The organism is Achromobacter sp. KK8 (assembly GCF_054188005.1).
The window spans coordinates 6,262,435-6,285,942 of record NZ_CM135178.1; the positions used below are offsets into that span (position 1 = coordinate 6,262,435).

The window sequence follows — 23,508 nt, forward strand, 5'->3', positions numbered from 1 at the left end:
CCGACGCTATGCCAGGCCGCGCTCGGATGCCCGCGGCGGCGGCGCCCACACGCTGTCGCGCTCGCCATGGCGGATACGCCGCGCGCTGGCTTTCGCCATCCAGGCCAGGCCCAGCGCAAGCGCCAGCGCCGTGGCGTCCACGGCCAATGCCGGCGGCGTGGTGTGCGCCCATAGTCCGCTGGCGGGCAGCAGCCAGCCCGCCAGCGAGGTGGCCGGAATCGCCAGCGTCAGCGCCGCGGCGGTCCACAGCAGTTGCACGCCCGCCCTGGCGCCGCCGCGCGCAAAGGCCCAGGCCACGCTGGCGAAGAACGCCGCGTAGTACACGCCCCGCAGCCAGGCGTCGAGATCGTCGACGCGGCCATTCAATCCTTTGGCGGCGACGATCATCAACGAAATGCCGCACAGGCTGCCCAGGCATACGCCCACGGTGGCCGAGGCCATCAGCCGCGTATCCAGCCTCTGCCGCGGCATCGCGCCGGTCCTGCGGTCGGCGCGCTTGCGACGCGTTTCGATCCACAGCAGGTTGCCGCTGTAGAACAGCCACGCGCCCGCCAGGCCCAGGAAGAAGTACAGCCACTGCACCGTCACGCCACCGAAGGACGCCATGTGCAGCGCGAAGAAGCTGCTGACCCAGAGATTGGCGGTGCTCTGCCCGCCCGGCAGGTAGTCGCTGTTCAGCACCTTGCCGGTGTAGGGGTCGAGCGCCACGAAGCCGCCGCGCGCGCGCGGCGACACCGCCCTGTCGTCCTTGCCCCACACCCGCACGATGGCGCGCGGACCGGTGACCTGCTGGTACTGCAGCGTGTCCGGCTCGAAGCCCGGCGCCAGCTCGCGCGCCCGGGCCGCCAGCGCCTGCGGCGCCAGCATGGCCGCCGGGTCGCGCCGGATGGCCGGGTCCGGCGCGCCGGCGCCAGGCCGCTGGAACACCGCCTCCAGCTTGCCCTCGTACATGAACTTGTCCTGCAGGTCGTAGATGCCATCGTGGAACGCGAACACCACCGAACTGAGCGCCATGACCAGGTGAAACGGCAACGAGACAATGCCCACCACATTGTGCGCATCGAGCCACATGCGCTTGAGGTTCCTGCCGGTGCGCAGGGCAAAGAAATCCTTGACCAGCGACGGCAGCAGCACAATGACGCCGGAAACCAGCGCCACCGCGTACAGCGAGGCGATGATTCCCATGAACCAGCGATTGGGATCGCTGTCGAGCGGCAGCCCGACCACGCGATGCAGCACGTCGATGAATGCGGCCAGCCCGCTGGGCGCGGACTGCTGCACCTGCAATTTCCCGTCCGCGTCCAGGAAGGCGATGTAGTGGCGCAGCGACGATTCGTCATGGTCGTCGGCGCCCGGATCGCGCACCTCCCAGCCCAGGCGCGCCGGCACGTGCTCGCCGTCGCGCAGGTGCACGGTGAATCCCCTGGCCACGTCCGGGCGCGCCGCCAGCGTCCTGGCGATGAGATCCTGCGCGTCTTCCACCGGCGCGCGCGGCACCGCCGAGGGCGGCGTGGCCCAGCGCGACAGCGGCTCCTTGAATACCGTCAATGCGCCGGCATAGAAGGCAATGAAGAGCGCCATGCCCGCCAGGATGCCGGTCCAGGTGTGGACGGATTTGTAGATGCGTATGTAGTCGGCTTTCATGATGGTGCCCGCCCTCAGAGCGCGCCGGCCAGGAACAACGCGCCATACAGCACGGCGCACGCGCCCCCCAGCCAGGCCCAGGCCCGCGGGCCGCTGCGGAAGAAATAGACCGTGCTCAGCACGCCCAGCCAGACGGGCGGCACCAGCCACATGGCGAGCTGCGAGCGCGTCACAAGGGGAATCCCGCGCGTCATCGCCGCCAGCGCCGCGCTGGCGCCGAGCGCCAGAACGAAGCCGAGCAGCGCACCCGCCAGGGTCTTGGAAATCCAGTCGCGCCGGATCGGCGCGGGCTTAGCGGGCGTCATGCCTATCGCTCCGGCGCGAGGCCGCCAGCGCGCCAAGGTACGGGATGAGGCTGAAGAACAGCATCAAGGCGGTACAGAACACGAACACCGCCGCGACGATCGAGAACGCGCGCAGACAGCCCCAGGCGCCCAGCGCCAAGCCCACGCTCCCGGCGGCGCGGGCCGCCAGCGGGGGCCAGGGCGCGCGGCGCCAGCGCTGATTGGGCGACCCGAGATAGATGCCAAGGCAGCCCAGGAACAAGGCGATCAGGCTGGGAAGAATCAGGGATTGCATAGTCGTCCTTGCATGCGGCGCATGCGGTGGGGCGCCGCGCCCTGCCCGGCCCATGGCCGGCGGCGGGGGCGGCGCGCCATGGTCAGAAGCTGATGCTGGCGGATGCGGTGACGGTGCGCGCCGGGCCCAGCGTGGCGATCGGCGTGGTGTCGCTGAAACTGCCGGCGTAATAGTGCTTGTCGAACACGTTGTTGACGTTCAAACGCAGCACCACGTCCTTGCCATTGACCAGCATGGCGTAGCGGGCGCCCAGGTCGAGCTGGCCCCAACCCGGGATCTTCAGCTTGTTGGCGGCATCGGCGTACTGGCTCGAGGTCGCCTGCACGCGCGCGCTGAGGGTCAGGCCGGCAATCCAGGGGGTATCCCATTCCAGTCCGGTATTGGCCTGCCAGCGCGGCGCGCCGACCGCGGTGTTGCCGTCATAGCGGCCGAACGAGGTCTTGGTCTGCTTGCCCTGGGAATAGGTCACCCCGCCCAGCACGCGCACGCCGCGCGCCAGTTCGCCGAAGGTGTTCCATTCGACCCCGCGCACGCGCTTTTCGCCGCCATCGGCGTAGGTCGGCCTGGCCGTGGTGCCTTCGGTGACCAGCATGGGCTTGTCGATCTGGAACAGTGCCAGCGTATTGGTGAACGTGCCGGCGTTCCACTTCACGCCCACCTCTTTCTGCTCGGTCTTGTAGGGCGCGAAGACCTGGCCGAAGTTGGTGGCGGTGGTGTCGGTGACGCTGTCGCCCTTGCTCAGGCCCTGCACGTAGTTCGCATAGAAGGACAAATCCGGGCCCCAGGGCTTGACGACCAAGGCCACGGCGGGCGTCACGGCTTGCTTGTCGTAGCGCGACGTGGTGTTGCCGTTCTTGTCGAAGTTGGTCGTCTTCACGCGCTGGTTGCGCAGGCCGCCGGTCAACCGCAGCCGGTCGTCGAGGAACGACATCGTGTCGACCAGCGCCAGGCTGGTCAAGGTGTTTTCCGCCGTCTTGGGCGCGCTGTCGGGCACACCCGGCATGACCGGAGTGATGGGGTCGTAGATGTTGGAGCGGAAGGTCGAGGTCGTGCCCGTGGCCGACCCATCCTCGGTATCCAGGATGGAGGCCTGCAGCACCAGTTCATGGCCCACGGCGCCGGTCTTGAAGCGCGACCGCAGGCCCGCCTCGGCCGAGGTGGCGTCGGTGTAGGCCCGCTGGCCGATGATGGAGCCGGTGAAATTGCCATTGGCGTCGATCTGGCGCGCGTGCGTGCCGTTGATCAGGCCCGATTGGTGGCTGTCGCGCCGGCCGATGCCGCCGAACACCGAGACATTGTCGTTGAAGCGGTATTCGGCGCGGCCGACCACGGCGTTGCTCTGGATGCTGCCGTAGCCGGTGCTGAACTGATTGATGCGGGGATCGGGCGCCTTGGGCACCACGGAGCCGCCGAACCAGAACATGGCGGGCGTGCCGCCCTGGAACGACTCCTGGCTGTGGTAGGCGTCGATCGAGGCGCTCAGCGCGCTGCCGCGATAGTCCAGGCCCAGCGACAGGAATTCGCGCTTGCGCGACTGGCCGTCCAGCGTGGTGGCGCCGTCGCTGAAAGCGCCGTTGACGCGGGCCCCCCATTGGTTGGCGTCGCCGAAGCGCCTGCCGGCATCGATGGTGGTGCCCAGCTGGCCGTCTCCCTGCCAGTTCACCCCGAACGTCGCGTTGGGCGTATCGTCGGCGCGCTTGGGCACCAGATTGATCGTGCCGCCCACCGCGCCGCTGGGCGCCATGCCGCTGAACAGCGCATTCGGCCCCTTGAGCACTTCGACCCGCTCGACGAATTCCAGCGGCGTGCGGCCCATGGGCGCCAGGCCGTACATGCCGTTGATCGCGACATCGTTCTGGTTGACGTCGAACCCGCGGATGCGGAAATTCTCATACGCGTGCCCGCTCGACGTCGTGAAGCGCACCGACGCATCGTTGGCCATGACGTCGGCCAGCGTGCGGGCCTGCTGGTTCTGGATCAGTTCGGCGGTGTAGCTGGTGACGTTGAAGGGCGTGTCCATCACGTCCTGGTTGCCCATCATGCCCAGCCTGGCGCCCTGCGCCACCTGGCCGCCGGCGTAGGGCGCGGGCAAGTCCTGGTCCTGCGCGGAATTGGCCGTGACCGTCACGGCCGGCAGGGTGGGCGCCGCGCTTTGCGCCAGCGCGCTGGAAAAAGGGAAAGCGAGCGCCAGCGCGAGTCGCGGCGCGTGCCGGGGAACGCGACGCGCCCGGGCCGATTTCATATTCTTGGTCAAGATTTACCGCCCCTATTTGCTAATAACAATACTTCTCATGCGCATTATATGTCGGACAAAATGAAGAGCAACCTGGTGAAAAATCAAGGAAATTTCAGAAAAATGTCAGAAATCGGTTGGCGAACCGGCGCCAGGCGCCGGGCGGCCGCGGGTTGAACCGCCGTCCGTTCGGGACTAACCTGACCCTTTGCTATCGACAGCGGCCCGCGTGCCCTGGCCTGGCGACAGCCCGTGCTCGCGCCCGCCGCAAGGAGAGCAACATGCGGCAAACGGATCTGTCCGGACAGGTGGCCATCGTCACGGGCGCCACTTCCGGCATCGGCCGTGGCATCGCCCTGGAACTGGCGGCCACCGGCGCGCGCGTGGTGGTCAACGGCCGCATCGGCGAGCCGCGAGACGCGCCCTGACCCATGTCCAAGCCCATCGAGGACTATGGCGTGATCGGCAACCTGCTGTCGGCGGCGCTGGTCGCGCGCGACGGCTCCATCGACTGGCTGTGCCTGCCGCATTTCGATTCCCCCGCGTGTTTCGCCGCCCTGCTCGGCGACGACAGCCACGGCCGCTGGCTGCTGGCGCCGCGCCGGCCGGGCGAGGTCCGGCGCCGCTACCTGCCCGACACGGCCGTGCTGGAAACGCGCCACGAGACCGCCACCGGCGCGGTGCGTGTCTACGATTTCATGCCGCTCAGCGACGACGAAGAACGGGTCGACGTGGTGCGCATCGTCCAGGGTGAATCCGGCCACGTGGACATGCAGATGGAGCTGACGCTGCGCTTCAACTATGGGCAGGCGGTGCCGTGGGTGCGGCGGCGCGATTACGGGCTGAGCGCCATCGCCGGTCCGGACGCGGTGGAATTGCACACCGCCGTGCCGCTGGAAGGCCGCGACATGAAAAGCGTGGCCGCCTTCAGCGTGCGGCAGGGGCAAACCGTGCCTTTCACCCTGTCTTACCACCGCTCGCACAAGTCGCCGCATTTCGTGCCCGACCGCATGGAAAGCATGGACCGCACCATCGCCTGGTGGCACGAATGGGCCAAGCGCTGCCACTGGCCCGACGGTCCCGGCGCGCGCCGCGACGCGGTGGTGCGCTCGCTGATCACGCTGAAGCTGCTGACCTTCCAGCCTACCGGCGGCATCGTCGCCGCGCCCACCACGTCGCTGCCGGAGCAACTGGGCGGCAGCCGCAATTGGGACTATCGCCATTGCTGGCTGCGCGACTCCGCCCTGACCCTGTATGCGCTGCTCAACGCCGGCTACCGCGAAGAAGCCGAGGCCTGGCGTCAGTGGCTGCTGCGCGCCGCCGCCGGCCACCCCAACCAGCTGCAGATCATGTACGGCATTGCCGGCCAGCGCTGGCTGCCCGAGCACGACATCCCGTGGCTGCCCGGCTACGAAGGCAGCGCCCCCGCGCGCCTGGGCAATGGGGCGGCCGGGCAGATGCAACTGGACGTCTACGGCGAACTGATCGAAACCCTGCACGCCGCGCGCGTGGCCGACCTGGCGCCGCTGGCCGAAGCCTGGCGCATGCAGAAGGTGCTGCTGCAGCCGCTCGAGGCGCTCTGGCGCGAACCGGACCACGGCATCTGGGAAATGCGCGGACCGCCGCGCGCGTTTACGCATTCGCGGCTGATGTGCTGGGTGGCGCTGGACCGCAGCGTCAAATCCAGCGAACGCTTCGGGCTGGAAGGCCCGGTGCAGCGCTGGCGCGCGCTGGCCGACGAAATCCGCGAGGACATCTGCACCCACGGCTACGACGCCGGCCGCAACACCTTCGTGCAGTACTACGGCGGCACGGCGCTCGACGCCAGCCTGCTGCTGATCCCCCAGGTCGGCTTCCTGCCGCCGGACGATCCGCGCATCGCCGGCACGGTGCGGGCCATCGAGCGCGAGCTGCTGCGCGATGGCCTGCTGCTGCGCTATTCGCCCGCGCTGAGCGACGATGGCCTGCCGGGCGACGAAGGCGTGTTCCTGGCGTGCAGCTTCTGGCTCGCGGACGCCTGCATCATGCTGGGCCGGCTGGACGACGCCGAGCGCCTGTTCGACCGGCTGCTGTCGCTGCGCAATGACCTGGGTCTGCTGTCCGAGGAATACGACGTGGCGCGCCGACGCCTGGTCGGCAACTTTCCACAGGGCTTCTCGCATATCGGCCTGGTGAACACGGCCTACAACCTCAGCGCCGCGGGCGGCACGGCACGCCAGCGCGCATCGCGCGACGCGCCACCGCACTGACCGCATCAATATCAGACTGAAGGTAGGGCCCGGGACACGCCTTGCGCGCATCGGCGCCCCTAGAATCCCGGAAGTATCGATTTCAAGGCACAACCTTGGGCCCGCACCGCGCCGACCCTCGTCGTCCGCGGCCAGAACCGGCCAGTGCAAACATGCGCATCCTCGTCGTTGAAGATCCCCCGGAATGGGCCGACACCGTATCCCGGCACATTGCCGGCCTGGGCCATGCCGTGCATACCTGCGGCGGCCTGCGTGACGCGCTCGACCATATCCGCCAGCGGGCGCCGGAAATACTGGTCACCGGCACGCCGCTGCCCGACGGCGACATGCTGGCGCACATTGCCGCCCTGCACCGCACCTTTCCCGCCATGGGCATCGTCGTGCTCGCCGCCAGCCCGCGCATCAACACGCAGCTGCAGGGCATGAGCGATGGCGTCGACCACTACCTGAACAAGCCGGTGCAGCTGCCCCTGCTGGCCGTCACGCTAAGCGCGCTTGAGCGCCGGCTGGTCACCTCGTCGGCCGCGCCGTCCCGCGACGGCGCCTGGACCCTGGACGTGGAATCGCGCGAACTGCGGTCGAGCGACGGCCAACAGGTCGACCTGACCGCCAAGGAAGCCATCGTCCTGGCCTCGCTGATCCAGAGCCCGAAGTTTCCCATCAGCCACGAGCGCATGTCACAGATACTGGGCTACCCCGAGATCATCTTCGACAAGCATCGCATCGATGCCCTGCTCTATCGCGTGCGCAAGAAGCTCGGCACGATCCGGGGCACGCCCATGCAGATCCGCAACATCTACGCCGAAGGCTCATTGCTGGTCGTGCGCGACATCACGGTCAGCATTGCGGCTCAGGCCTAGGCCGTTTCCCGGGGCGTTGAGTATTGATGAGTTTTCGATACCGTACAGCTTCTACACTACGCAGGTCTTAAAACTTTCCCCAAGAGAGCTAAGACCCGAAGGCCCCACCCGCTTACCGGCGGGCGGGGCCTTCTTTTTTTCTGGCGTTCCGCAAGCGCATTCATTAAGAGAGCAAAAGCTCATAAAAGATCATAAAGCCCCGTTTCCAGCGGCAAACTTCTAAAGAACAAATTGCCCAGCGCCGTAGTCATGGCAACGGACGAACCGCAGGCTGAGCCCCGGTTCATCACGTTTCCATCGGGCCGCATCCGCGGCCCGAGCCAGTAAAGCCACTCTGTCTAGGAGCAAACACATGGCTGCAGTCATCAATACCAACTATCTGTCGCTGGTTGCGCAGAACAACCTGAACAAGTCCCAGTCCGCCCTGGGCACCGCCATCGAACGCCTGTCGTCGGGCCTGCGCATCAACAGCGCCAAGGATGATGCCGCTGGCATGGCGATCTCGAATCGCTTCACCTCGAACGTCCGAGGCCTGACCCAGGCCGCGCGCAACGCCAACGACGGCATCTCGCTGGCACAGACCACCGAAGGCGCAGCCTCCGAAGTCACTACCCACCTGCAACGTGTGCGCGAACTGACGGTGCAAGCCGCCAACGGCAGCTACTCGCAAGAACAGCTCGACTCCATCCAGGACGAAATCAAGCAGCGCATGGCGGACATCGACCGTATCTCGCAACAGACCGACTTCAACGGCGTGAAAGTACTGTCGTCGAACGCCAAGCCCCTGACGCTGCAAGTCGGCGCCAATGATGGCGAGACCATTACCTTGAACCTGTCTGAAATCAGCTCGAAGACGCTGGGCCTGAACGGCTTCAACGTCAATGGCAAGGGCGTCATCGATAACACCAAGGCCTCGGTGAACAATCTGCTGGCCGCCGGTGCCCCTACGCCTGCAGCCGCCACGCCAAACGATTACGTCGTGACCACCACTTTCGCCAAGGTCAGCGCCGAACAAGCCTTCGCCAAGCTGGAGAACGGCAATACCGTTACGGTGGCCGGTGCCACGGCAGCAGCCAACGTCACATATACGTACGACGCCGCCAACGACAACTTCACGTTCGACAACAAGACAACAACCGCCACACTGGGCGCGCTGGTAACGTCGTTGACGCCGGCCACCGGCACCGTCACCGGAACCTACACGAACAAGGGCACGGCCGCCGCGACCTTCGAAGTCGATGCCGCCGGCAACGTAACCATCGGTGGCAAGGCCGCATTCCTGACAACCACTGGCGAACTCACCACCAATAACGCCGCCGGCACGGTACCAGCCGCCTCGTTGACCAACATCCTGACGGCGACCAGCAAGGCCGCCGCAAACGACGCCACGCTGTCGATTGGCGGCAAGGTCTACAACAGCAGTGGCACCGCGGGCGAGGTACATTACGTCGACACCAAGAGCAAGGACGCTGTCCTGACCGCTTTCAAGGCGGGCCCTGTCAACAGCAATGTGGTCCTGGGGGATGGCTTGGCCAGCGTGACGCTGGCGTTTACCTCGGGCCAATCGACCGACACGTATGTCGATGACGCGGGGGAATTCACCAAGATCACGGGCGGCACGTTCACGACGACCTACACCAATGACCCCACCACGGGCACCGTCACGGTCAAGGCCGGCACCGGCACGGGCGCCTATGCGCCCAAGATCGGCGCTACCGTCTACATGAGCTCCAGCGGCAAGCTGACCACCGAAACGACCAGCAAGGGCGACAAGACCACCGATCCGCTCAAGACGCTGGACGCCGCCTTCAACGTGCTGAACAAGTTGACCGGTGAACTGGGCGCGGTGCAGAACCGTCTGGAATCGACCATCGCCAACCTGAACAACGTGATCAACAACCTGTCCGGCGCCCGCTCGCGCATCCTGGACGCGGACTACGCCACCGAAGTGTCGAACATGTCCAAGGCCCAGATCCTGCAACAGGCCGGCACGTCGGTCCTGGCGCAGGCCAACCAGGTGCCGCAGACGGTGCTGTCGCTGCTGCGTTGATCACGCAATAGCGCCTGGCCCACGCGGCCTCCGGTCATCGCATTGGCGACGACCGGAGGCCGCGCCGCGTCCGCGCATCAAAGCGGCGCCGAGGCCCGCGCCCTTTCGGAACTTGGGGTCACGCGCCCGCCAGCGTCAACGCGGCAGATGGCGGCCGCGCGCCCGGCGCGGCCACGGCATCGGCCGATGGGTCGGCCTGCAGGCGGAACACTTCCACCGCCCGCAGCAAGGCCGCCGCCTGCGCTTGCTGCGCGGTCGAGGCGCGAGCGGCCTGGGCCACCTCGGACGCGGTCTCGCGGACCAGCTCATCCATGTTGGACACCGCCAGGTTTACCGCGTCGATATCCGCGCTCTGGGTTTGTCCCGCCTCGCCGATCTGGCCGACGATGCGCGCCGCCTGGTCGATGCTGGACACCACCTCGCGGATCACCCCAGCCGCGTGATCGGCCTGGCGAAACCCCTCGCTGGTCTTGTGCAGGGAACCTTCGATCAACGTGCGAATGTCGCGCGCCGCGCTGGCGCTGCGCTGCGCCAGCGCCCGGACCTCGGTGGCCACCACCGCGAAGCCGCGCCCGCTCTCACCGGCGCGCGCCGCCTCCACCGCCGCGTTCAGCGCCAGGATATTGGTCTGGAACGCAATGCTGTCGATCAGGCCGATGATTTCCGAGATCTTTTTCGACTCCTGCTGGATTTCGCCCATCATGGTCGCCACGCCCGCCACGGCGGCGCTGCCCGCGTCGACGGTCTGGCGCGCCTGGTCGGTCAGTTGCCGCGCCTGCTGCGCGCGTGCGGCGTTGTCATGGACATTGGCCGCCAGGTCGCGCATCGACGCGGCGGTACGCGCTAGCGATTCGGCCTGCGTGCCCGCGTGCGCGTCGAGCTGCTGATTGCCCTGCATCATCTCGCTCAAGGCGACGGATAGCGACGTCGCGGTCGCCCGCACCTCGCTCATGGTCCGATGCACCGCGTCCATGGTGGTCTTGAAACTGCGGCCCAGGTCGCTGTGCATGCCCTGCCCGTCGAACCGCAGGTCGAACACGCCGACTTCGCGCCCGATGTGCGCGCTGAGCCGGGCCAGTTCTTCGGCGGCGACGCCGGCCCGTTCCATCTTCCAGGCCAGCCACCCCAGCGCGGCGGCCTGCACCACCACGTAGGTGGCATGCAACAGCACCATGCCCAGGCTGGGCTCGGTAAAGCAGATGGTCCCGTATCCCCACTGCTGCAGGAAATTGAAGGACAGGTGATGCACCGCGATCACCAGCGCCGCGCACAGGATGGTGCGCCAGTCACGATACGCCAGCAGCAGCGAGAGCAGGACGAAGATGCCGAAGTGGATTTCGGTCATGCCGGACATCAGGTGGATGTGCAGCGCGGCCAGCACCATCAGTCCACAGGCGACGGCCAGGCGCGTGGCCAGGCGCCCGGGCAACCAGAGAATCAGCAACGAAGGAATGCCGGCGGCCAAGCCGCCGACGATGAGGGCGGCGGCCCAACGACCGTACTGCGGCGCCATGCACAGGCCAACGATGAACAGCAGCCAAAGCAGGGGCAACATCGCGCGGTCGGTCCGGCGGTACGAATCTTGCAACAAGCGGCTTGCGGTGCGCATGGGTCGGTCCTCGGGCACGGGAAGCGCGACGGTGCGTCGCGGGTGCGCCGACCCACGGATACGGGACAGCACACCAGCTCGATTTTGATAGATAAATTTCAGTTTGTGAATATTTATTCCATATTATTTTCTCGACCAGCGACAAGTCCCGGCACCCGATCCAAGTCGCGGACAGGCGTCCGGCGCGCCCCGGGCCGGACTGTCCTGCGCGAAAACCCTGACCCGCCCGACGCGTGGCAAGGCTGTTCCACAATTAGTTAACATGTTAAAAATAACGCGTTGGTCCGTAAGAGTTGGTCCGTATCACCTCGCCACAAGCAGCGTTCTTCCACGTTCGACAAGCACACAGAGACAACGAGGTTCCCATGCATCCCTACGCGAAGCGCCTGCTGGCGCTGGCCACCCTGTCGCTGGCCGCCACGGCCCAGGCCCAGTCCTGGCCCACCCAACCCATCCGCTGGATCGTGCCCTACCCTGCCGGCGGCGGCACCGACGTGCTGGCCCGCACGGTCGTCAGCGGCCTGGAGAAACCGCTGGGCCAGACGGTGGTGGTGGAGAATCGCCCCGGCGCCGCCACCATCGTGGGCGCCACCGCGATCGCCGAATCGGCGCCGTCGGGCTACGTGCTCGGCTCGGCCGACATCGCCACCCTCGCCTTCAACCCGGCGCTCTACAACAGCCTGACCTACGACCCGTCGAAATTCACCTACATCGGCGGGCTCGCCAGGTTTCCCATGATGCTGGCGGTGAACGCCGGCTCCGCCTACAAAACCCTGGACGATGTGCTGCAGGCGGCCAGGAAGCACCCCGGCAAACTGACGGCCTCTTCGGCCGGCACCGGTTCGCCGCACCATCTGGCGCTGGAACTGTTCAAGCAGCGCACCGGCGCGGACATCCTGCACGTGCCCTACAAGGGCGCCGCGCCCGCCATCCAGGACCTGTTGGGCAATCAGGTGGACCTGATGTTCGTGGACCTCACCAGCGCCCTGCCCAACATCAAGGCAGGCAAGCTGCGCATCCTGGCCACCGCCACGCCGCAGCGGCTGAGGGATCTTCCCGACGTTCCGACCATGGCCGAACAGGGGGTCAAGGACTACACCGTCTATTCCTGGCAGGGCGTGGTCGGCCCGAAAGGCCTGCCCGAGGCGGTCACGAAGAAGCTGTCGGCCGAGTTGCAGGCCGCGATCAGGACGCCCGCCATGACGCAGAAGATGGCCGACATCGGCGTCCAGCCCATGCCGATGTCCGCGGAGGAATTCCGCGCCTATGCGGAACAGGAGCGCCGGAACTGGGCGGAAGTGATCCGCAAGGCCGGCATCAAGCGGGAGTAACGCGACAGGACGGCCGGCGCGCAGCGCCGGCCCAAGCGAAGCGCCGGCCCCCTGGCTGGGGCAAGTGGATTGATTCCGACGGTTTCCGCCGACGCCAGCGGTTCTACAATACCGCTATCTTCTCGGGAGTCCTTCCATGCTCGGCGTCACCGACTATGGCGCATTCGTGCTCGCCTTCATCATGCTGTTGATCATCCCCGGCCCTGGCAACTTCGCTTTGCTCACCGCCACGGGCAAGGGTGGCATCAAAGCGGGCCTGGCCGCCACCTGCGGCGTGATCCTGGGCGACCAGGTGTTGATGTGGCTCGCGGTGGCCGGCGTGTCGGCCCTGCTGGCGGCCTATCCCACCGCGTTCCATATCGTGCAGTGGGCGGGCGCCGCATACCTGGCCTGGCTCGGCCTGCAGATGATGCGCAGCAAACCCGGCGCCCCGCCGCGTCCGAGCCGCATGGACAACGGCCACTACCTGCGCCAGACCGCGATGATCACCTTGCTCAACCCCAAGGCGATCATGTTCTACATGGCGTTCTTCCCGCTGTTCATCGACCCGGTCAGGCACCAGGGCCTGGTGACCTTCGCCTTCATGGCGGTCACGGTGGCGGCGCTGACCTTCCTGTATGGGTTGGTCGCGGTGCTGCTGACGCACCATCTGGCGCAACGCATGCGCGCCAACCCGCGCGTGGCCAATCTGCTGGAACGGCTGGCGGGAGTGTTCCTGCTGGGATTTGCGGTGAAGCTGGCGGCGATACGGTAACAATGTGCCGGGCCATGCCCGCAAAAAAGGGCGCCCTGCCATGAACCGCTTTCCGCGAAAGTCGGACAGGGATCCAACCTCTCGGGGGCAGTTCAGGCATGGGCGCCCTTTCGCCGGAGCTGAAGATCAGCAGTTGCCCTTCTTGGCCTGTCCCGGCGGACAGAAGCCGCCGCCGCCACGGTGAGGATCGACGATCACGGCGCCGTCCGGGGTATATACGGCGCACCCGCCGAGCAAGGAGGCGAGCAGGGCCAGGCTACAGAGAATTTTCATATCAAAGACACCGAGTCAAAAGTGCGCCCAGTGTATTTCGGCGGCCCGAAACAAGGCTCTAGCGGCGGTTACCAGTCGTATATCGCGCCGTGGACGTATTCGGGGAACAGGCGGGAACGACGGCAATGGCCTTCCCGGCCGCTTGCCACGAGGGTCGGAGTCAGGGCGATGCCCGCGCGATGACGAGACGGGCTTTCACGCCGCCTACGCGGGTTCGAACCCCGCGTCCCGCTCCATCAAAGACTGTTGGCGTCACTGCGATAGACCCCCAATACAACGGCATCGACGTGGATGATGGGGAGACGTTCAGCGACACGATCAACGGAGACATTGACTCCGCGATTGCAGCCCAGCAGGACAAAGGCGGTGAGTGATGCGCCACTACCCGCCGCGTCCGCGCCGATGGCTAGCGCCCCTCAACCAGCCGCTGAACCTCATTAAACACTTCTGCCGCGAGCGTCTTCGGCACACCCCAGTAGTCGAATATCCCGCCATCCGACTGATTCTGGCCGCACGTGACAAATACTCCGGTGCCAAACCGATTCTTGAAATGCGTGGCTAGCCACCCTACGAAGCCGCTATTGTCGGCACCCGGAGGGAAATGGAATCGAAATAACCCGAACTGTTCGTCGTGCGTCCCGTCACTGGGCACAAGCTGACTCCACACGTCGTCATCTCGCACCAGAGCAAGTGCATCTGCGCGGACAGCGCTGGGAAATCTATCCAACGGAAATTCAACGAACGCGTATGTGCCCGGATATATGCGTAGTCGTGCCTTAGTGATGACCTGGCGTAGACGTCGCTCAGTTTGCTCAAAGGTCTCGCGGGAGATATTAACCATAGCTGCCCATGACTTCATGGTTGGTGGCCGATCGAGGCTCTGGTTTACCACGAGCACGACACAGTTCTACGGGAATCCCCTACCAACGTGTCAGCGCCCAAATTGACCATCCCTCGCCAAATCTGGTGCGCGCCATCCTGGCCGGCAACAAGACGCAGACGCGGCGGGTCGTGAAGCCCTGGCGCCACGCGCCCCTACGGCCAGCCCGGTGGCCGCCTGTGGGTGCGCGAGACGTGGAGCAGCGATTTCGCCGGTTTACCCGCATGATCGCGTCTGGTACGCCTCCGACGGCGACCGGCGCCATGACGTCGGCGGCGACTCTTGTGGCACGGTTCGCCAGGGCAAAATGTGACCGTCTTGGTGGGCCGGCATGAGAACCGGGAAACCCACGCCAACCCCGCCGCCACCGGGCGGGTGTACGACCGCCAGCACGTGGTCAATTAAGGGCAGCGCCTGACGCATGCCACCAATGCCGGATCCTGCCACCATCCGGAAATGAAAAAAGGCACCCCGCTTTCGCGTAAGTGCCTGATTTCATTTGAATTCGGTGGGGTGGCTGATGGGACTCGAACCCACGACAACCGGAATCACAATCCGGGACTCTACCAACTGAGCTACAGCCACCACATTTTTCTTGCGCTGACACCAAACCGCTGCACCAAATTGCTGACACCAGAAATTTCGTGTTCAACTGCAAAGAGGCCGAATTCTAGCATGTTTTTTTCGGCGGTGTAAAACGCCCCGCGGTCCTGCCGCCTCGGCCTCGTCCGCCCCCTCTTGCCACGCCTGCCCGCCTTGCTATCCTTGGCGCTCGAATCACCCTCTGGAGGCCTGCGTCGCGCCGTTGCCATGGATCGCATACATGAATTATTGACCGCTTACTGGCCGCACATGGTGTTCGGCATCAGCGTGGTGGCGGGCACGGGCGCGGCGGTGCATGCCGCCATGACCAAGCAGGATGTGCGCTCGGCCATCGGCTGGGTCGGGTTGGCGCTGTTCTCGCCCTTGTTCGGGGCGGCGGCCTATTTCGTGGCAGGGATCAACCGGATCCGCAAAACGCGGCTGTCGCAGCAGCGTGACGAAGCCATACTGGTGGACGCGGCGCTGGTGGAGACGCCCAGCGTGGACGTGGCGCCGATCTCGGGCCCGCAGTTCGCGTCGCTGAAGGTGCTGGGCGACCAGGTCAGCCGCTTCCGGCTGCTGGGCGGCAACGCGGTGCGGCCGCTGGCCGGCGGCGACGAGGCCTATCCGGCGATGCTGCAGGCGATCCGCGAGGCGCGCCACGCGGTGGCGATGCAGAGCTACATCTTCGACAACGACGCGATCGGCCGCGAAATGGCGCAGGCGCTGATCGAGGCGCACGGGCGCGGGGTGCAGGTGCGGGTGCTGATCGATGCGATCGGCGCCAAGTATTCGCGGCCGCCGATCGTGCGCATGCTGGCGCGCGGCGGCGTGCCGGTGGCGCGGTTCATGACCAATCCGCTGGGCGTGCTGCGCATGCCGTATGCCAATCTGCGCAGCCACCGCAAGGTGCTGGTGGTGGATGGCCGCATCGGTTTCACCGGCGGCATGAACGTGCGGGCGGCGTTCGTGACGGCGCTGTCGGGCGCGGCCACCAATGTCGATACGCATTTCCGGGTGGAAGGCCCGATCGTGACGCAGTTGATGTCGGTGTTTGCGCACGACTGGAATTTCACGACGCACGAGTCGCTGCCGGCGCGGCCGTGGTTCGACCCGCACGCCCAGCCGGTGCATGGCGTGGTGCCGATGCGCTGCGTGCCGTCGGGTCCCGACCGCGCCATGGGCAGCGCGCACAGCATCATCCTGGGCGCGCTGGCGGTGGCGCAGCGCCACGTGCGGATCCAGTCGCCCTATTTCCTGCCGGACCAGCCGCTGATCGGCGCGCTGGCGACGGCGGCGCGGCGCGGGGTCATCGTCGATATCGTGATCCCGGGCAAGAACAACCTGAGGCTGGTCGACTATGCCATGACGGCGCAGCTGGACCAGGTGGTGCGCACCGGCTGCCGGGTGTGGCGCTCGCGCGGAGCGTTCGACCATTCCAAGCTGATGACGGTGGATGACGGCTGGGCCTATGTCGGGTCGTCGAACCTGGACCCGCGCAGCCTGCGGCTGAATTTCGAGCTGGATACGGAGATCTACGACCCGCAGGTGGCATGCTGGATCGGCGCCCGCATCGATGCGCTGGTGGCCGGCGCGCGCCGGCAGACGCTCGATGAATTGCAGCAGGCGCCGTTCGCCAAGCGGCTGCGCAACAAGGTGATCTGGCTGGCCACGCCCTACCTCTGAGCCCGGCGGCGCCGGCATGCGGGAAAATCGGCGGCCGCTGGCCGCCGGTTGCGTTTGGCGGCTTCGCCGCCCGCCGCATCAACCGTCCGAGGTCGGCACCGCGGCCTGGCGCACGGCGAAGACGGCGCTGGCCTTGAGCACCAGGCGTTCGTCCACCTTCAGATGGCAGGTGGCGTAGATCAGGCGCTTGCCGCGCTTGTCGATGGTGACGTGGGCTTCGAGCCAGTCGCCGGGCATGACGGCGTTGAGGTATTCGACCGACATTTGCGCGGTGACGACCGAGGCCTGGCATTGATGGGCGATGACATAGCCGAGTGCGCTGTCGGCCAGGGTGGCGAGCAGGCCGCCGTGGGCCATGCCGTGCATGTTGCCGTGGGCCGCGCCGATGCGCATGGCCAGCACGTCGTCGGCCGCGCGCCGGTAGAAGCCGCCCAGGTCCGCCAGGTGGCGCATGAACTGGCTGCTGGGTTGCCACGGCGCGAAGCCGGCGGGGATGGTGTCTGTCATGGGATGGTAAGTGTCTGCTGCGCAATGTCCCACGGTAGCGCAAAGAGGACGGCGCGCGCCAGCGCCGGCCGGTGGCGACCGGTGAGCGGACAATTTCGGCGGCGGCTGGCGCGGCCGTCGCGCCGGCGCTACATTCTGCCCATGCAATCGTCCGTTTCTCCGCCCCACGCATGAACCGCATCAAGACCTACGGCATGGCCGAGCGCGCGGATTATTTCGACTTCGATATCCGGGCGCAGCAGGTGCGCGAGCCGCTGGAGCAGCCGCACCGGCACGAGTATTTCCAGATCCAGGTGAACCTGGAGGGCGACACGCGCCAGACCATCAGCGGCACCACGCGGTCGTTTCCGCGCGGCGGGCTGAGCTTCGTGCTGCCGTACCGGGTGCACCTGGTGCCGCATCCGCCCGGCGCGCGCTACGTCATCATCAATTTCGCGCAGCGCTTCCTGTGGCCGGAGCTGGCGGTGGACGCGCTGGACCTGGAGGACGTGCCGGTATCGCAGGCGCCGGCGCTGGCGCCGTTCCTGTTCCAGGAATACCTGGATTTCGAGCTGGACGCGCAGGGGCTGGCCGAGGCCGAGACGCTGATCGCCCGGTTGATGGCGGAGAACCGGCGGCGCGGCTTCGGTTCGTCGACGGCGATCCGCGGGCTGCTGCTGCAGCTGATCGGGCTGGTGTGCGCACGCTACGAGGCCGATCTGCTGCACCTGGCGCGCCATCACGCTGGCAGCAGCCGGCGCGAGAGCGTGCGACGGGTGCTGGCGCACATCGGCGCGCATCTGGCCGAGAACCTGACGCTGAACGACGCGGCGGCGGCGGCGTTCCTGTCGCCCAATTACCTGGCGCACCTGCTCAAGAAAGAGACCGGCAAGACCTTCACCGAGCTGGTGGCCGAGCGCCGCATGGCACTCGCGCGCGATCTGCTGGCACATACGGCGCGCGGCGTGGCGCAGGTGGCGCATGCCGCGGGATTCGCGGACGAGGCGTATTTCTCGCGCCGCTTCCGGCAGCTGGAAGGCGTCAGCCCGACCGGCTACCGCGAGCGTCTGCGCGGCGACGGCGCGCGGACGCCGCCGAAGGTCGCGCAAGAGTCCGGGCAAAAGACGGGGCGAAAGGCCACGCAAACGGGACGGCAGGGCACGCCGCGAAATGCGCGGAATCGTCCACGGATTGCGTAATCGTCTCCAGGCGACGCGGGCGGCGCGGACCTAATCTGGCCGTGACCCCTCGCAACCTTCAGGAGACCCGCGATGACCCCATCCGTCCAGACCCCGTTTGCCGTGCCGCAGACCACCGTGCCGATCGCCGGCGGCGACCTGCGCTTTCCGGTGCGCCGCATCTACTGCATCGGCCGCAACTATGCCGCGCACGCCATCGAGATGGGTTCGGACCCCAGCCGCGAAGCGCCGTTCTTTTTCCAGAAGCCGACGGACGCGATCCAGGTGGTGCTTCCGGACACGGTGGCCGATCACCCCTACCCGCCGCTGACCCAGAACTACCACTACGAGGTGGAACTGGTGGCGGCCTTGTCGCAAGGCGGCCGCGACATCCCCGTGGAACGGGCGCTCGACTGCGTCTACGGCTACGCGTTGGGGCTGGACATGACGCGGCGCGACCTGCAGCGCGGCATGGGCGACCAGAAGAAGCCGTGGGAAATCGGCAAGAGTTTCGACCACGCGGCGCCGATCGGCCCGATCCATCCGGTGAGCCAGACGGGACACTACAAGGAAGGCAGCATCTGGCTGGCGGTCAATGGCGAGCGCAAGCAACAGGCGACGCTGTCGCACATGATCTGGTCGGTGGCCGAGCAGATCGCGCGGCTGTCGCAGGCTTTCGAGCTGTTCCCGGGCGACCTGATCTATTCGGGCACGCCGGAGAACGTGGGGCCGGTGGTGCGCGGCGACGTGATCGTGGCGCACGTGGACGGCCTGCCGGAGTTGAGCATCCGCATCGTCTGAGGCGCGGCGCGGGCTGCCTTGGCCGCCGTCCCCGGCGCCAGGCTGGTCTTGGCGCCTGGCCGCCCGGCATGCGGCGGGGCGCCGCAAGGCGGGGAGCGCCGGGCGCCATCGCGCTGCGTCGGCCGGCCGCGCGTGGATCTGAGAGTAAGATTTAAGCCATAACAAACAGCCCATGTGGCAGGAGCAGTGGAAGATGGCAAAAATCGGTATGGTGGGCATCGGCCTGATGGGCCATGGCATCGCAAGCAATCTGGTCAAGCACGGTCACACGCTGACGGTGCTGGAGCATCCGGGCAACCAGCCGCTGGACGCGTTGAAGGCGGCGGGCGCCACCAGTTGCGCCGACGGCGCGACGCTGGCGGCGCAGTCGGACGTGATCATCCTGTGCGTCACGGGCAGCCCCCAGGTCGAGGCGGTGCTGCTGTCGCCAGGCGGCGTGCTGGAAGGGCTGCGCCCGGGCACGGTGATCATCGACTGCTCGACCGCCATTCCCTCGTCCACCGTCAAGGTGGCCGAGGCGGTCACCGAGAAAGGCGGCCGTTTCCTCGACGCCCCCATGACGCGCACGCCGAAGGAAGCCGCAGAAGGCCGCCTGAACCTGCTGGTGGGCGGCGACAAGGCCTTGTTCGAGGAATGCAAGCCGATCCTGGCATGCTTTGCCGAGAACATCGCGCATGCCGGCCCGGTGGGCGCGGGCCATCGCATGAAGCTGCTGCACAACTATGTGTCGCTGGGCGCGATCGCGCTGCTGTCGGAAGCGGCCGCGTGCGCGCTGCGCGCCGACATCGATCCGGCGGTGTTCGCCGAGGTGCTGACCAAGGGTGGCGGCGGCGGCGTGGCGCTGGAGCGCCTCAAGCCCTACCTGCTGGAGCAGGACCCGTCGTCGCTGCGCTTTTTCATGTCGAACGCGCAGAAGGACCTTTCGTACTACAACACCATGGCGGCCGAGACCGGCGCGGTGCGCGAGATCGGCGCCGCGGTGCTGCACACCTATGACCAGGCGGTCAGCCAGGGCGGCGGCGAACGCTACGTGCCCGAACTGGTGTCGCTGCTCAAGGACCGTTAAGGGACCGTTGAGCCTGACGGCGGCGCGGGTTCAGCGCCCGCCCGCCGCCATCGCCGGCACGGCGCGCAAGGCGCCGCGCCGCGGCAGTTGCAGGGAAATGGCGGCGGCCAGCAGCAGCAAGGCGCCGGCCGCGCCGAACGCCACCCAGTGGGTATGGAAGGTCTCGAAGGCCCAGCCACCCAGCCATGAACTGATCATGCCGCCGACCTGGTGGCCCAGGTAGGTCAGCCCGTACAGCACGCCCACCAGGCGCACGCCGTAGACGTCGGCCAGGATGGCGGACGACAGCGCGATGCTGCCGGCCCAGACCACGCCGCCGATGGTGGCGGCGGCATACAGTTCCCAGTGCGCCCCGACCATGACCAGCGCGAAGAACCCGAGCCCGCGCACCAGGTAGATGACGGCCAGGATGTTGCGGCGCTCGACCTGGTCGGACATGCGTCCCAGCACCAGGGTGCTGAAGATCGCCACCAGGCCGATCAGGCCGATGCCCAGCGAGCTGGTGGTGGCGTCGAAACCATGATCCATCAGCATGGGCATGCCATGCGTGCCCAGCAGGTTCATGCTGAAGCCACAGGCGAACAGGCCCAGCGCCACCTGCCAGAACGGCAGCGTGCGCACGGCGTCGCCAACGCGCAGGTCGGGTGCCTTGGCGGCGGGCCGGGCGCCGGCTTTCCTTTCGACGATCTGGTGGGGCAGCAGGTCGGTGTGTTCGGGCGCCTGGTCGCGCATGACGAACAGCGCCACCGGCACGGTCAAGAGCGCGAACAGGACCGCGAAGGCCAGCAGGGTTTCCTGCCAGCCCACGGCGCCGATGGCGAAGGTGAGCGTGGGGGTCATCAGCGCAATGCCGGCCATGGAGCCGGTGGACAGGAAGAACAGCGCCATGCCGCGCTGGCGCGTGAACCAGCGGCTGATGACGGGGGTCAGCGCCACCGGGCTGGTGAAGGCCAGCCCGATCGACAGGGCCACGCCGAACGCCAGCAGGAATTCGATGGGGCCGCGCGCGAACACGGTCCAGATCGACGAGGCCACCACGATGGCGGTGCCGGTGAGCAGCACGAAGCGGGTGCCGCGGGTGCTGACCAGGTAGCCGGCCAGCGGCATGCCCAGGCCGTAGCACAGCATGCCGACCGCGACGATGCCCGACAGCAGGCTGCGCGAGAAACCCAGGCCGTCCGCCATGGGCAGGAAGAACGGCCCGATACCCATGCGCAGCCCCACCGTGAGCAGGGTCAGTACGGTGGCGGCGCCGACGATGTTCCAGCCGAAATACCAGCCGCCCGATGCTTGCTTGTCCACTTGCCTCTCTCCTTGTGTTCTTGTCGCGCCGGGGCGCTTCGGTACACGGGCATCGGAGATGCGAGGAGACGGAAGCCGACCGCCGGACGCGCCATATTACTCCTGGCTATATGCGGGTGGCGGGGCGGGCGCAAGATGTTGTCCGGTGAACGGTCGCCGGTGGTGTCCGGGCGCGCGCCGATCCGTGGCGCTGGAATCGCGGCACCCTGCCCGTGGCGCGACGCCGCAGTGCGGCCGGGCGCGTATATTGCTCGCACCTTTGAAATCCGAAGTCCGCCGTGAAATCCGAATCGATGTTTGCCTTGTCGCGCCAGGAAATCGCCCTGGTGCTGGTCACCATGCTGTGGGGAAGCACTTTCCTCGTTATCCATATCGCCATGCAGCATAGCGGACCGCTGTTCTTCGTGGGAGTGCGGTTCACCCTGGCGGGAGTCGTGTCGATGCTGCTGTTCCGCCGGCACATGGCACGGCTGACGCGGCGCGAAGCGGGCGCGGGCGTGGCGATCGGCTGCGCGCTGTTCCTCGGTTATTACCTGCAGACCCTCGGCCTGCGCACCATCACCAGCAGCCAGTCGGCCTTCATCACCGCGCTGTACGTGCCGATCGTGCCGCTGCTGCAATGGGCGGTGCTCAAGCGCCCGCCCGGACTGATGAGCTGGGTCGGGGTGGCGCTGGCGTTCACCGGGCTGGTGCTGCTGGCCGGTCCGGAGGCCGGCGCGCTGCATTTCAGCGCGGGCGAACTGGCCACGCTGGCGGGCGCGGCGGCGATTGCGGCCGAGATCATCCTGATCGGCCATTTCGCCAGCTCGGTGGACAGCCGCCGCGTCACGGCGGTGCAGCTGCTGACGGCCGGGCTGGTGTCGTTCGCGCTGATGCCGGCGCTGGGCGAGGCGGTGCCGGAATTTTCATGGCTGTGGGCCGGCGGGGCGATCGGACTTGGCCTGGCCAGCGCGGTGATCCAGCTGACGATGAATTGGGCGCAGAAGTCGGTGTCGCCCACGCGCGCCACGGTGATCTACGCCGGCGAGCCGGTGTGGGGCGGCATCGTCGGCCGGCTGGCCGGGGAGCGCCTGCCCGGCCTGGCGCTGGTGGGCGCGGCGTTGATCGTGGCGGGCGTGCTGGCCAGCGAGGTGAAATTCAAGCGCCGCGGCAAGCCGGCGCCGGGCAGGACCTGAACGGCGCGGCGCGGGCGGACAGCCGTCAGCCGCCCTGCTCCAGGAACGCCTGCAACGCCGGCACGGTGTTCAGCACATGCTGGCGCATTGCGGCTTCGCAGCGATCGGGGTCGCCGGTGAGCAGCGCGTCTATCAGCTCCTGGTGCGATTCGCGCACCCGCAACACGCGGCCGGGCTGGGCGGCCCACAGGCGCATGTAGGGCTCGACCACCGAGTGCAGTTCGGAGATCTGCCGCAACAGGCGCGGCTGCTGGCAGAAACTACAGAGGTATTCGTGGAAGTCGCGGTGGGCGCTGGTCCAGTCCAGGTAGTCGCCCAGGCCCTGCTCCAACTGGTCGAGCATGCCGGACAGGCGGCGGACGTGCTCGGCGCTCATGTGGCGCACGGCATTGCGCACGGCCAGCCCTTCGAGCACGGAGCGCATTTCGAAGACTTCGCGCATTTCCTGCTGGTTCAGGCCGCGCACCACGGCGCCGCGGTTGGCGCGGATCTCGACCAGGCCTTCGGACGCCAGGCGGCGCAGCGCGCCGCGCACCGGCATGCGGCTGGTGCCGATTTCGCTGGCGATGACCTCGGGCACCAGGCGGTGGCCGGGCGGATAGTTGCCCAGCCGGATTTCGCGCTGCAGGTGCAGGTAGGCCTCTTCTTCGGCGCTGACGGCTGTCTTCTGATACTGCAGCATCCTCGTCCCCGGGTTTTCAAAGCCGCCATGATAGATAAACGCAAAAATAACACAAATTGGATCCAGTAATCCATGGATGCAAATACCT

Annotated in this window: 21 protein-coding genes and 1 tRNA gene; 11 read left to right on the forward strand and 11 right to left on the reverse strand. The window is 67.0% G+C overall.

Annotated elements, in window-relative coordinates:
• Window positions 1–6: 6 nt before the first annotated feature.
• From ACVN9Z_RS28785 to ACVN9Z_RS28800, 4 genes are all read right to left on the reverse strand, one after another.
• Window positions 7–1,644 (reverse strand): PepSY-associated TM helix domain-containing protein, encoded by a 1,638-nt coding sequence (locus ACVN9Z_RS28785; protein WP_458212939.1) that lies wholly within the window; start codon window positions 1,642–1,644, stop codon window positions 7–9.
• 14 nt (window positions 1,645–1,658) lie between these two features.
• Window positions 1,659–1,949, reverse strand: a complete 291-nt coding sequence (locus ACVN9Z_RS28790) for a hypothetical protein (protein ID WP_006387672.1) — start codon at window positions 1,947–1,949, stop codon at window positions 1,659–1,661.
• Window positions 1,936–2,223: a hypothetical protein gene (locus ACVN9Z_RS28795; protein WP_020928954.1), complete on the reverse strand. Its 288-nt coding sequence runs from the start codon at window positions 2,221–2,223 to the stop codon at window positions 1,936–1,938. The genes ACVN9Z_RS28790 and ACVN9Z_RS28795 overlap by 14 nt, the downstream gene beginning before the upstream one ends.
• An 82-nt stretch (window positions 2,224–2,305) precedes the next feature.
• Entirely contained in the window at window positions 2,306–4,477 is a 2,172-nt protein-coding gene (locus ACVN9Z_RS28800; RefSeq protein WP_395500647.1) for a TonB-dependent receptor, read from the reverse strand.
• A gap of 260 nt (window positions 4,478–4,737) precedes the next feature.
• Here ACVN9Z_RS28800 and ACVN9Z_RS28805 point away from each other — a divergent pair, with 260 nt between their 5' ends.
• From ACVN9Z_RS28805 to ACVN9Z_RS28820, 4 genes are all read left to right on the forward strand, one after another.
• A complete protein-coding gene (locus tag ACVN9Z_RS28805; RefSeq protein WP_020928957.1) occupies window positions 4,738–4,884 on the forward strand; it encodes an SDR family NAD(P)-dependent oxidoreductase in 147 nt (48 codons plus the stop codon).
• A gap of 3 nt (window positions 4,885–4,887) precedes the next feature.
• Window positions 4,888–6,705 (forward strand): glycoside hydrolase family 15 protein, encoded by a 1,818-nt coding sequence (locus tag ACVN9Z_RS28810; protein ID WP_020928958.1) that lies wholly within the window; start codon window positions 4,888–4,890, stop codon window positions 6,703–6,705.
• A gap of 152 nt (window positions 6,706–6,857) precedes the next feature.
• Entirely contained in the window at window positions 6,858–7,565 is a 708-nt protein-coding gene (locus tag ACVN9Z_RS28815; protein WP_047991520.1) for a response regulator transcription factor, read from the forward strand.
• Window positions 7,566–7,917: 352 nt separating this feature from the next.
• Window positions 7,918–9,615, forward strand: coding sequence for a flagellin N-terminal helical domain-containing protein (locus ACVN9Z_RS28820; protein WP_054518030.1), 1,698 nt, complete (start codon window positions 7,918–7,920; stop codon window positions 9,613–9,615).
• A 118-nt stretch (window positions 9,616–9,733) separates the two neighbouring features.
• Here ACVN9Z_RS28820 and ACVN9Z_RS28825 read toward each other — a convergent pair whose 3' ends face one another.
• Window positions 9,734–11,224, reverse strand: a complete 1,491-nt coding sequence (locus ACVN9Z_RS28825; protein ID WP_155873932.1) for a methyl-accepting chemotaxis protein — start codon at window positions 11,222–11,224, stop codon at window positions 9,734–9,736.
• 365 nt (window positions 11,225–11,589) lie between these two features.
• On the opposite strand from ACVN9Z_RS28825, the gene ACVN9Z_RS28830 reads away from it, so the two are divergent.
• Window positions 11,590–12,555, forward strand: a complete 966-nt coding sequence (locus ACVN9Z_RS28830; protein WP_020928961.1) for a Bug family tripartite tricarboxylate transporter substrate binding protein — start codon at window positions 11,590–11,592, stop codon at window positions 12,553–12,555.
• A gap of 136 nt (window positions 12,556–12,691) precedes the next feature.
• The gene (locus ACVN9Z_RS28835) at window positions 12,692–13,309 is read left to right on the forward strand and encodes a LysE family transporter (RefSeq protein ID WP_020928962.1); all 618 of its coding nucleotides are present in this window, start codon (window positions 12,692–12,694) and stop codon (window positions 13,307–13,309) included.
• A gap of 126 nt (window positions 13,310–13,435) precedes the next feature.
• On the opposite strand, the gene ACVN9Z_RS28840 is transcribed toward ACVN9Z_RS28835, so the two are convergent.
• The 3 genes from ACVN9Z_RS28840 to ACVN9Z_RS28850 all read right to left on the reverse strand — a co-directional run bounded on the left by ACVN9Z_RS28840 (window position 13,436) and on the right by ACVN9Z_RS28850 (window position 15,047).
• The gene (locus tag ACVN9Z_RS28840; protein WP_458212940.1) at window positions 13,436–13,582 is read right to left on the reverse strand and encodes a hypothetical protein; all 147 of its coding nucleotides are present in this window, start codon (window positions 13,580–13,582) and stop codon (window positions 13,436–13,438) included.
• Between the two features lie 406 nt (window positions 13,583–13,988).
• Window positions 13,989–14,441: a DUF6196 family protein gene (locus tag ACVN9Z_RS28845; protein WP_306414968.1), complete on the reverse strand. Its 453-nt coding sequence runs from the start codon at window positions 14,439–14,441 to the stop codon at window positions 13,989–13,991.
• Window positions 14,442–14,971: 530 nt separating this feature from the next.
• Window positions 14,972–15,047, reverse strand: a tRNA-His gene (locus ACVN9Z_RS28850).
• Window positions 15,048–15,272: 225 nt separating this feature from the next.
• Here ACVN9Z_RS28850 and ACVN9Z_RS28855 point away from each other — a divergent pair.
• Window positions 15,273–16,730, forward strand: a complete 1,458-nt coding sequence (locus tag ACVN9Z_RS28855; RefSeq protein ID WP_458212941.1) for a phospholipase D-like domain-containing protein — start codon at window positions 15,273–15,275, stop codon at window positions 16,728–16,730.
• 78 nt (window positions 16,731–16,808) lie between these two features.
• Here the strand turns inward: ACVN9Z_RS28855 and ACVN9Z_RS28860 are convergent, their stop codons facing one another.
• Complete coding sequence (locus ACVN9Z_RS28860) at window positions 16,809–17,237, reverse strand: PaaI family thioesterase (protein WP_006387591.1); 429 nt, start codon at window positions 17,235–17,237, stop codon at window positions 16,809–16,811.
• Window positions 17,238–17,407: 170 nt separating this feature from the next.
• Between ACVN9Z_RS28860 and ACVN9Z_RS28865 the strand changes: the two genes are divergently transcribed.
• From ACVN9Z_RS28865 to ACVN9Z_RS28875, 3 genes are all read left to right on the forward strand, one after another.
• A complete protein-coding gene (locus ACVN9Z_RS28865; RefSeq protein WP_458212942.1) occupies window positions 17,408–18,415 on the forward strand; it encodes a helix-turn-helix transcriptional regulator in 1,008 nt (335 codons plus the stop codon).
• Between the two features lie 72 nt (window positions 18,416–18,487).
• On the forward strand, window positions 18,488–19,195 hold the full coding sequence (locus ACVN9Z_RS28870; RefSeq protein ID WP_458212943.1) for a fumarylacetoacetate hydrolase family protein: 708 nt from the start codon (window positions 18,488–18,490) through the stop codon (window positions 19,193–19,195).
• A 193-nt stretch (window positions 19,196–19,388) separates the two neighbouring features.
• Entirely contained in the window at window positions 19,389–20,261 is an 873-nt protein-coding gene (locus tag ACVN9Z_RS28875; protein WP_020928970.1) for an NAD(P)-dependent oxidoreductase, read from the forward strand.
• Between the two features lie 30 nt (window positions 20,262–20,291).
• On the opposite strand, the gene ACVN9Z_RS28880 is transcribed toward ACVN9Z_RS28875, so the two are convergent.
• Entirely contained in the window at window positions 20,292–21,563 is a 1,272-nt protein-coding gene (locus ACVN9Z_RS28880; protein ID WP_047991527.1) for an MFS transporter, read from the reverse strand.
• 293 nt (window positions 21,564–21,856) lie between these two features.
• Here ACVN9Z_RS28880 and ACVN9Z_RS28885 point away from each other — a divergent pair, with 293 nt between their 5' ends.
• Window positions 21,857–22,738 carry a DMT family transporter gene (locus ACVN9Z_RS28885; protein ID WP_047991528.1) on the forward strand — a complete coding sequence of 294 codons (882 nt, stop codon included), beginning with the start codon at window positions 21,857–21,859 and terminating at the stop codon, window positions 22,736–22,738.
• 25 nt (window positions 22,739–22,763) lie between these two features.
• Here the strand turns inward: ACVN9Z_RS28885 and ACVN9Z_RS28890 are convergent, their stop codons facing one another.
• Window positions 22,764–23,420, reverse strand: a complete 657-nt coding sequence (locus ACVN9Z_RS28890) for a GntR family transcriptional regulator (protein WP_049054441.1) — start codon at window positions 23,418–23,420, stop codon at window positions 22,764–22,766.
• Window positions 23,421–23,508: the final 88 nt, after the last annotated feature.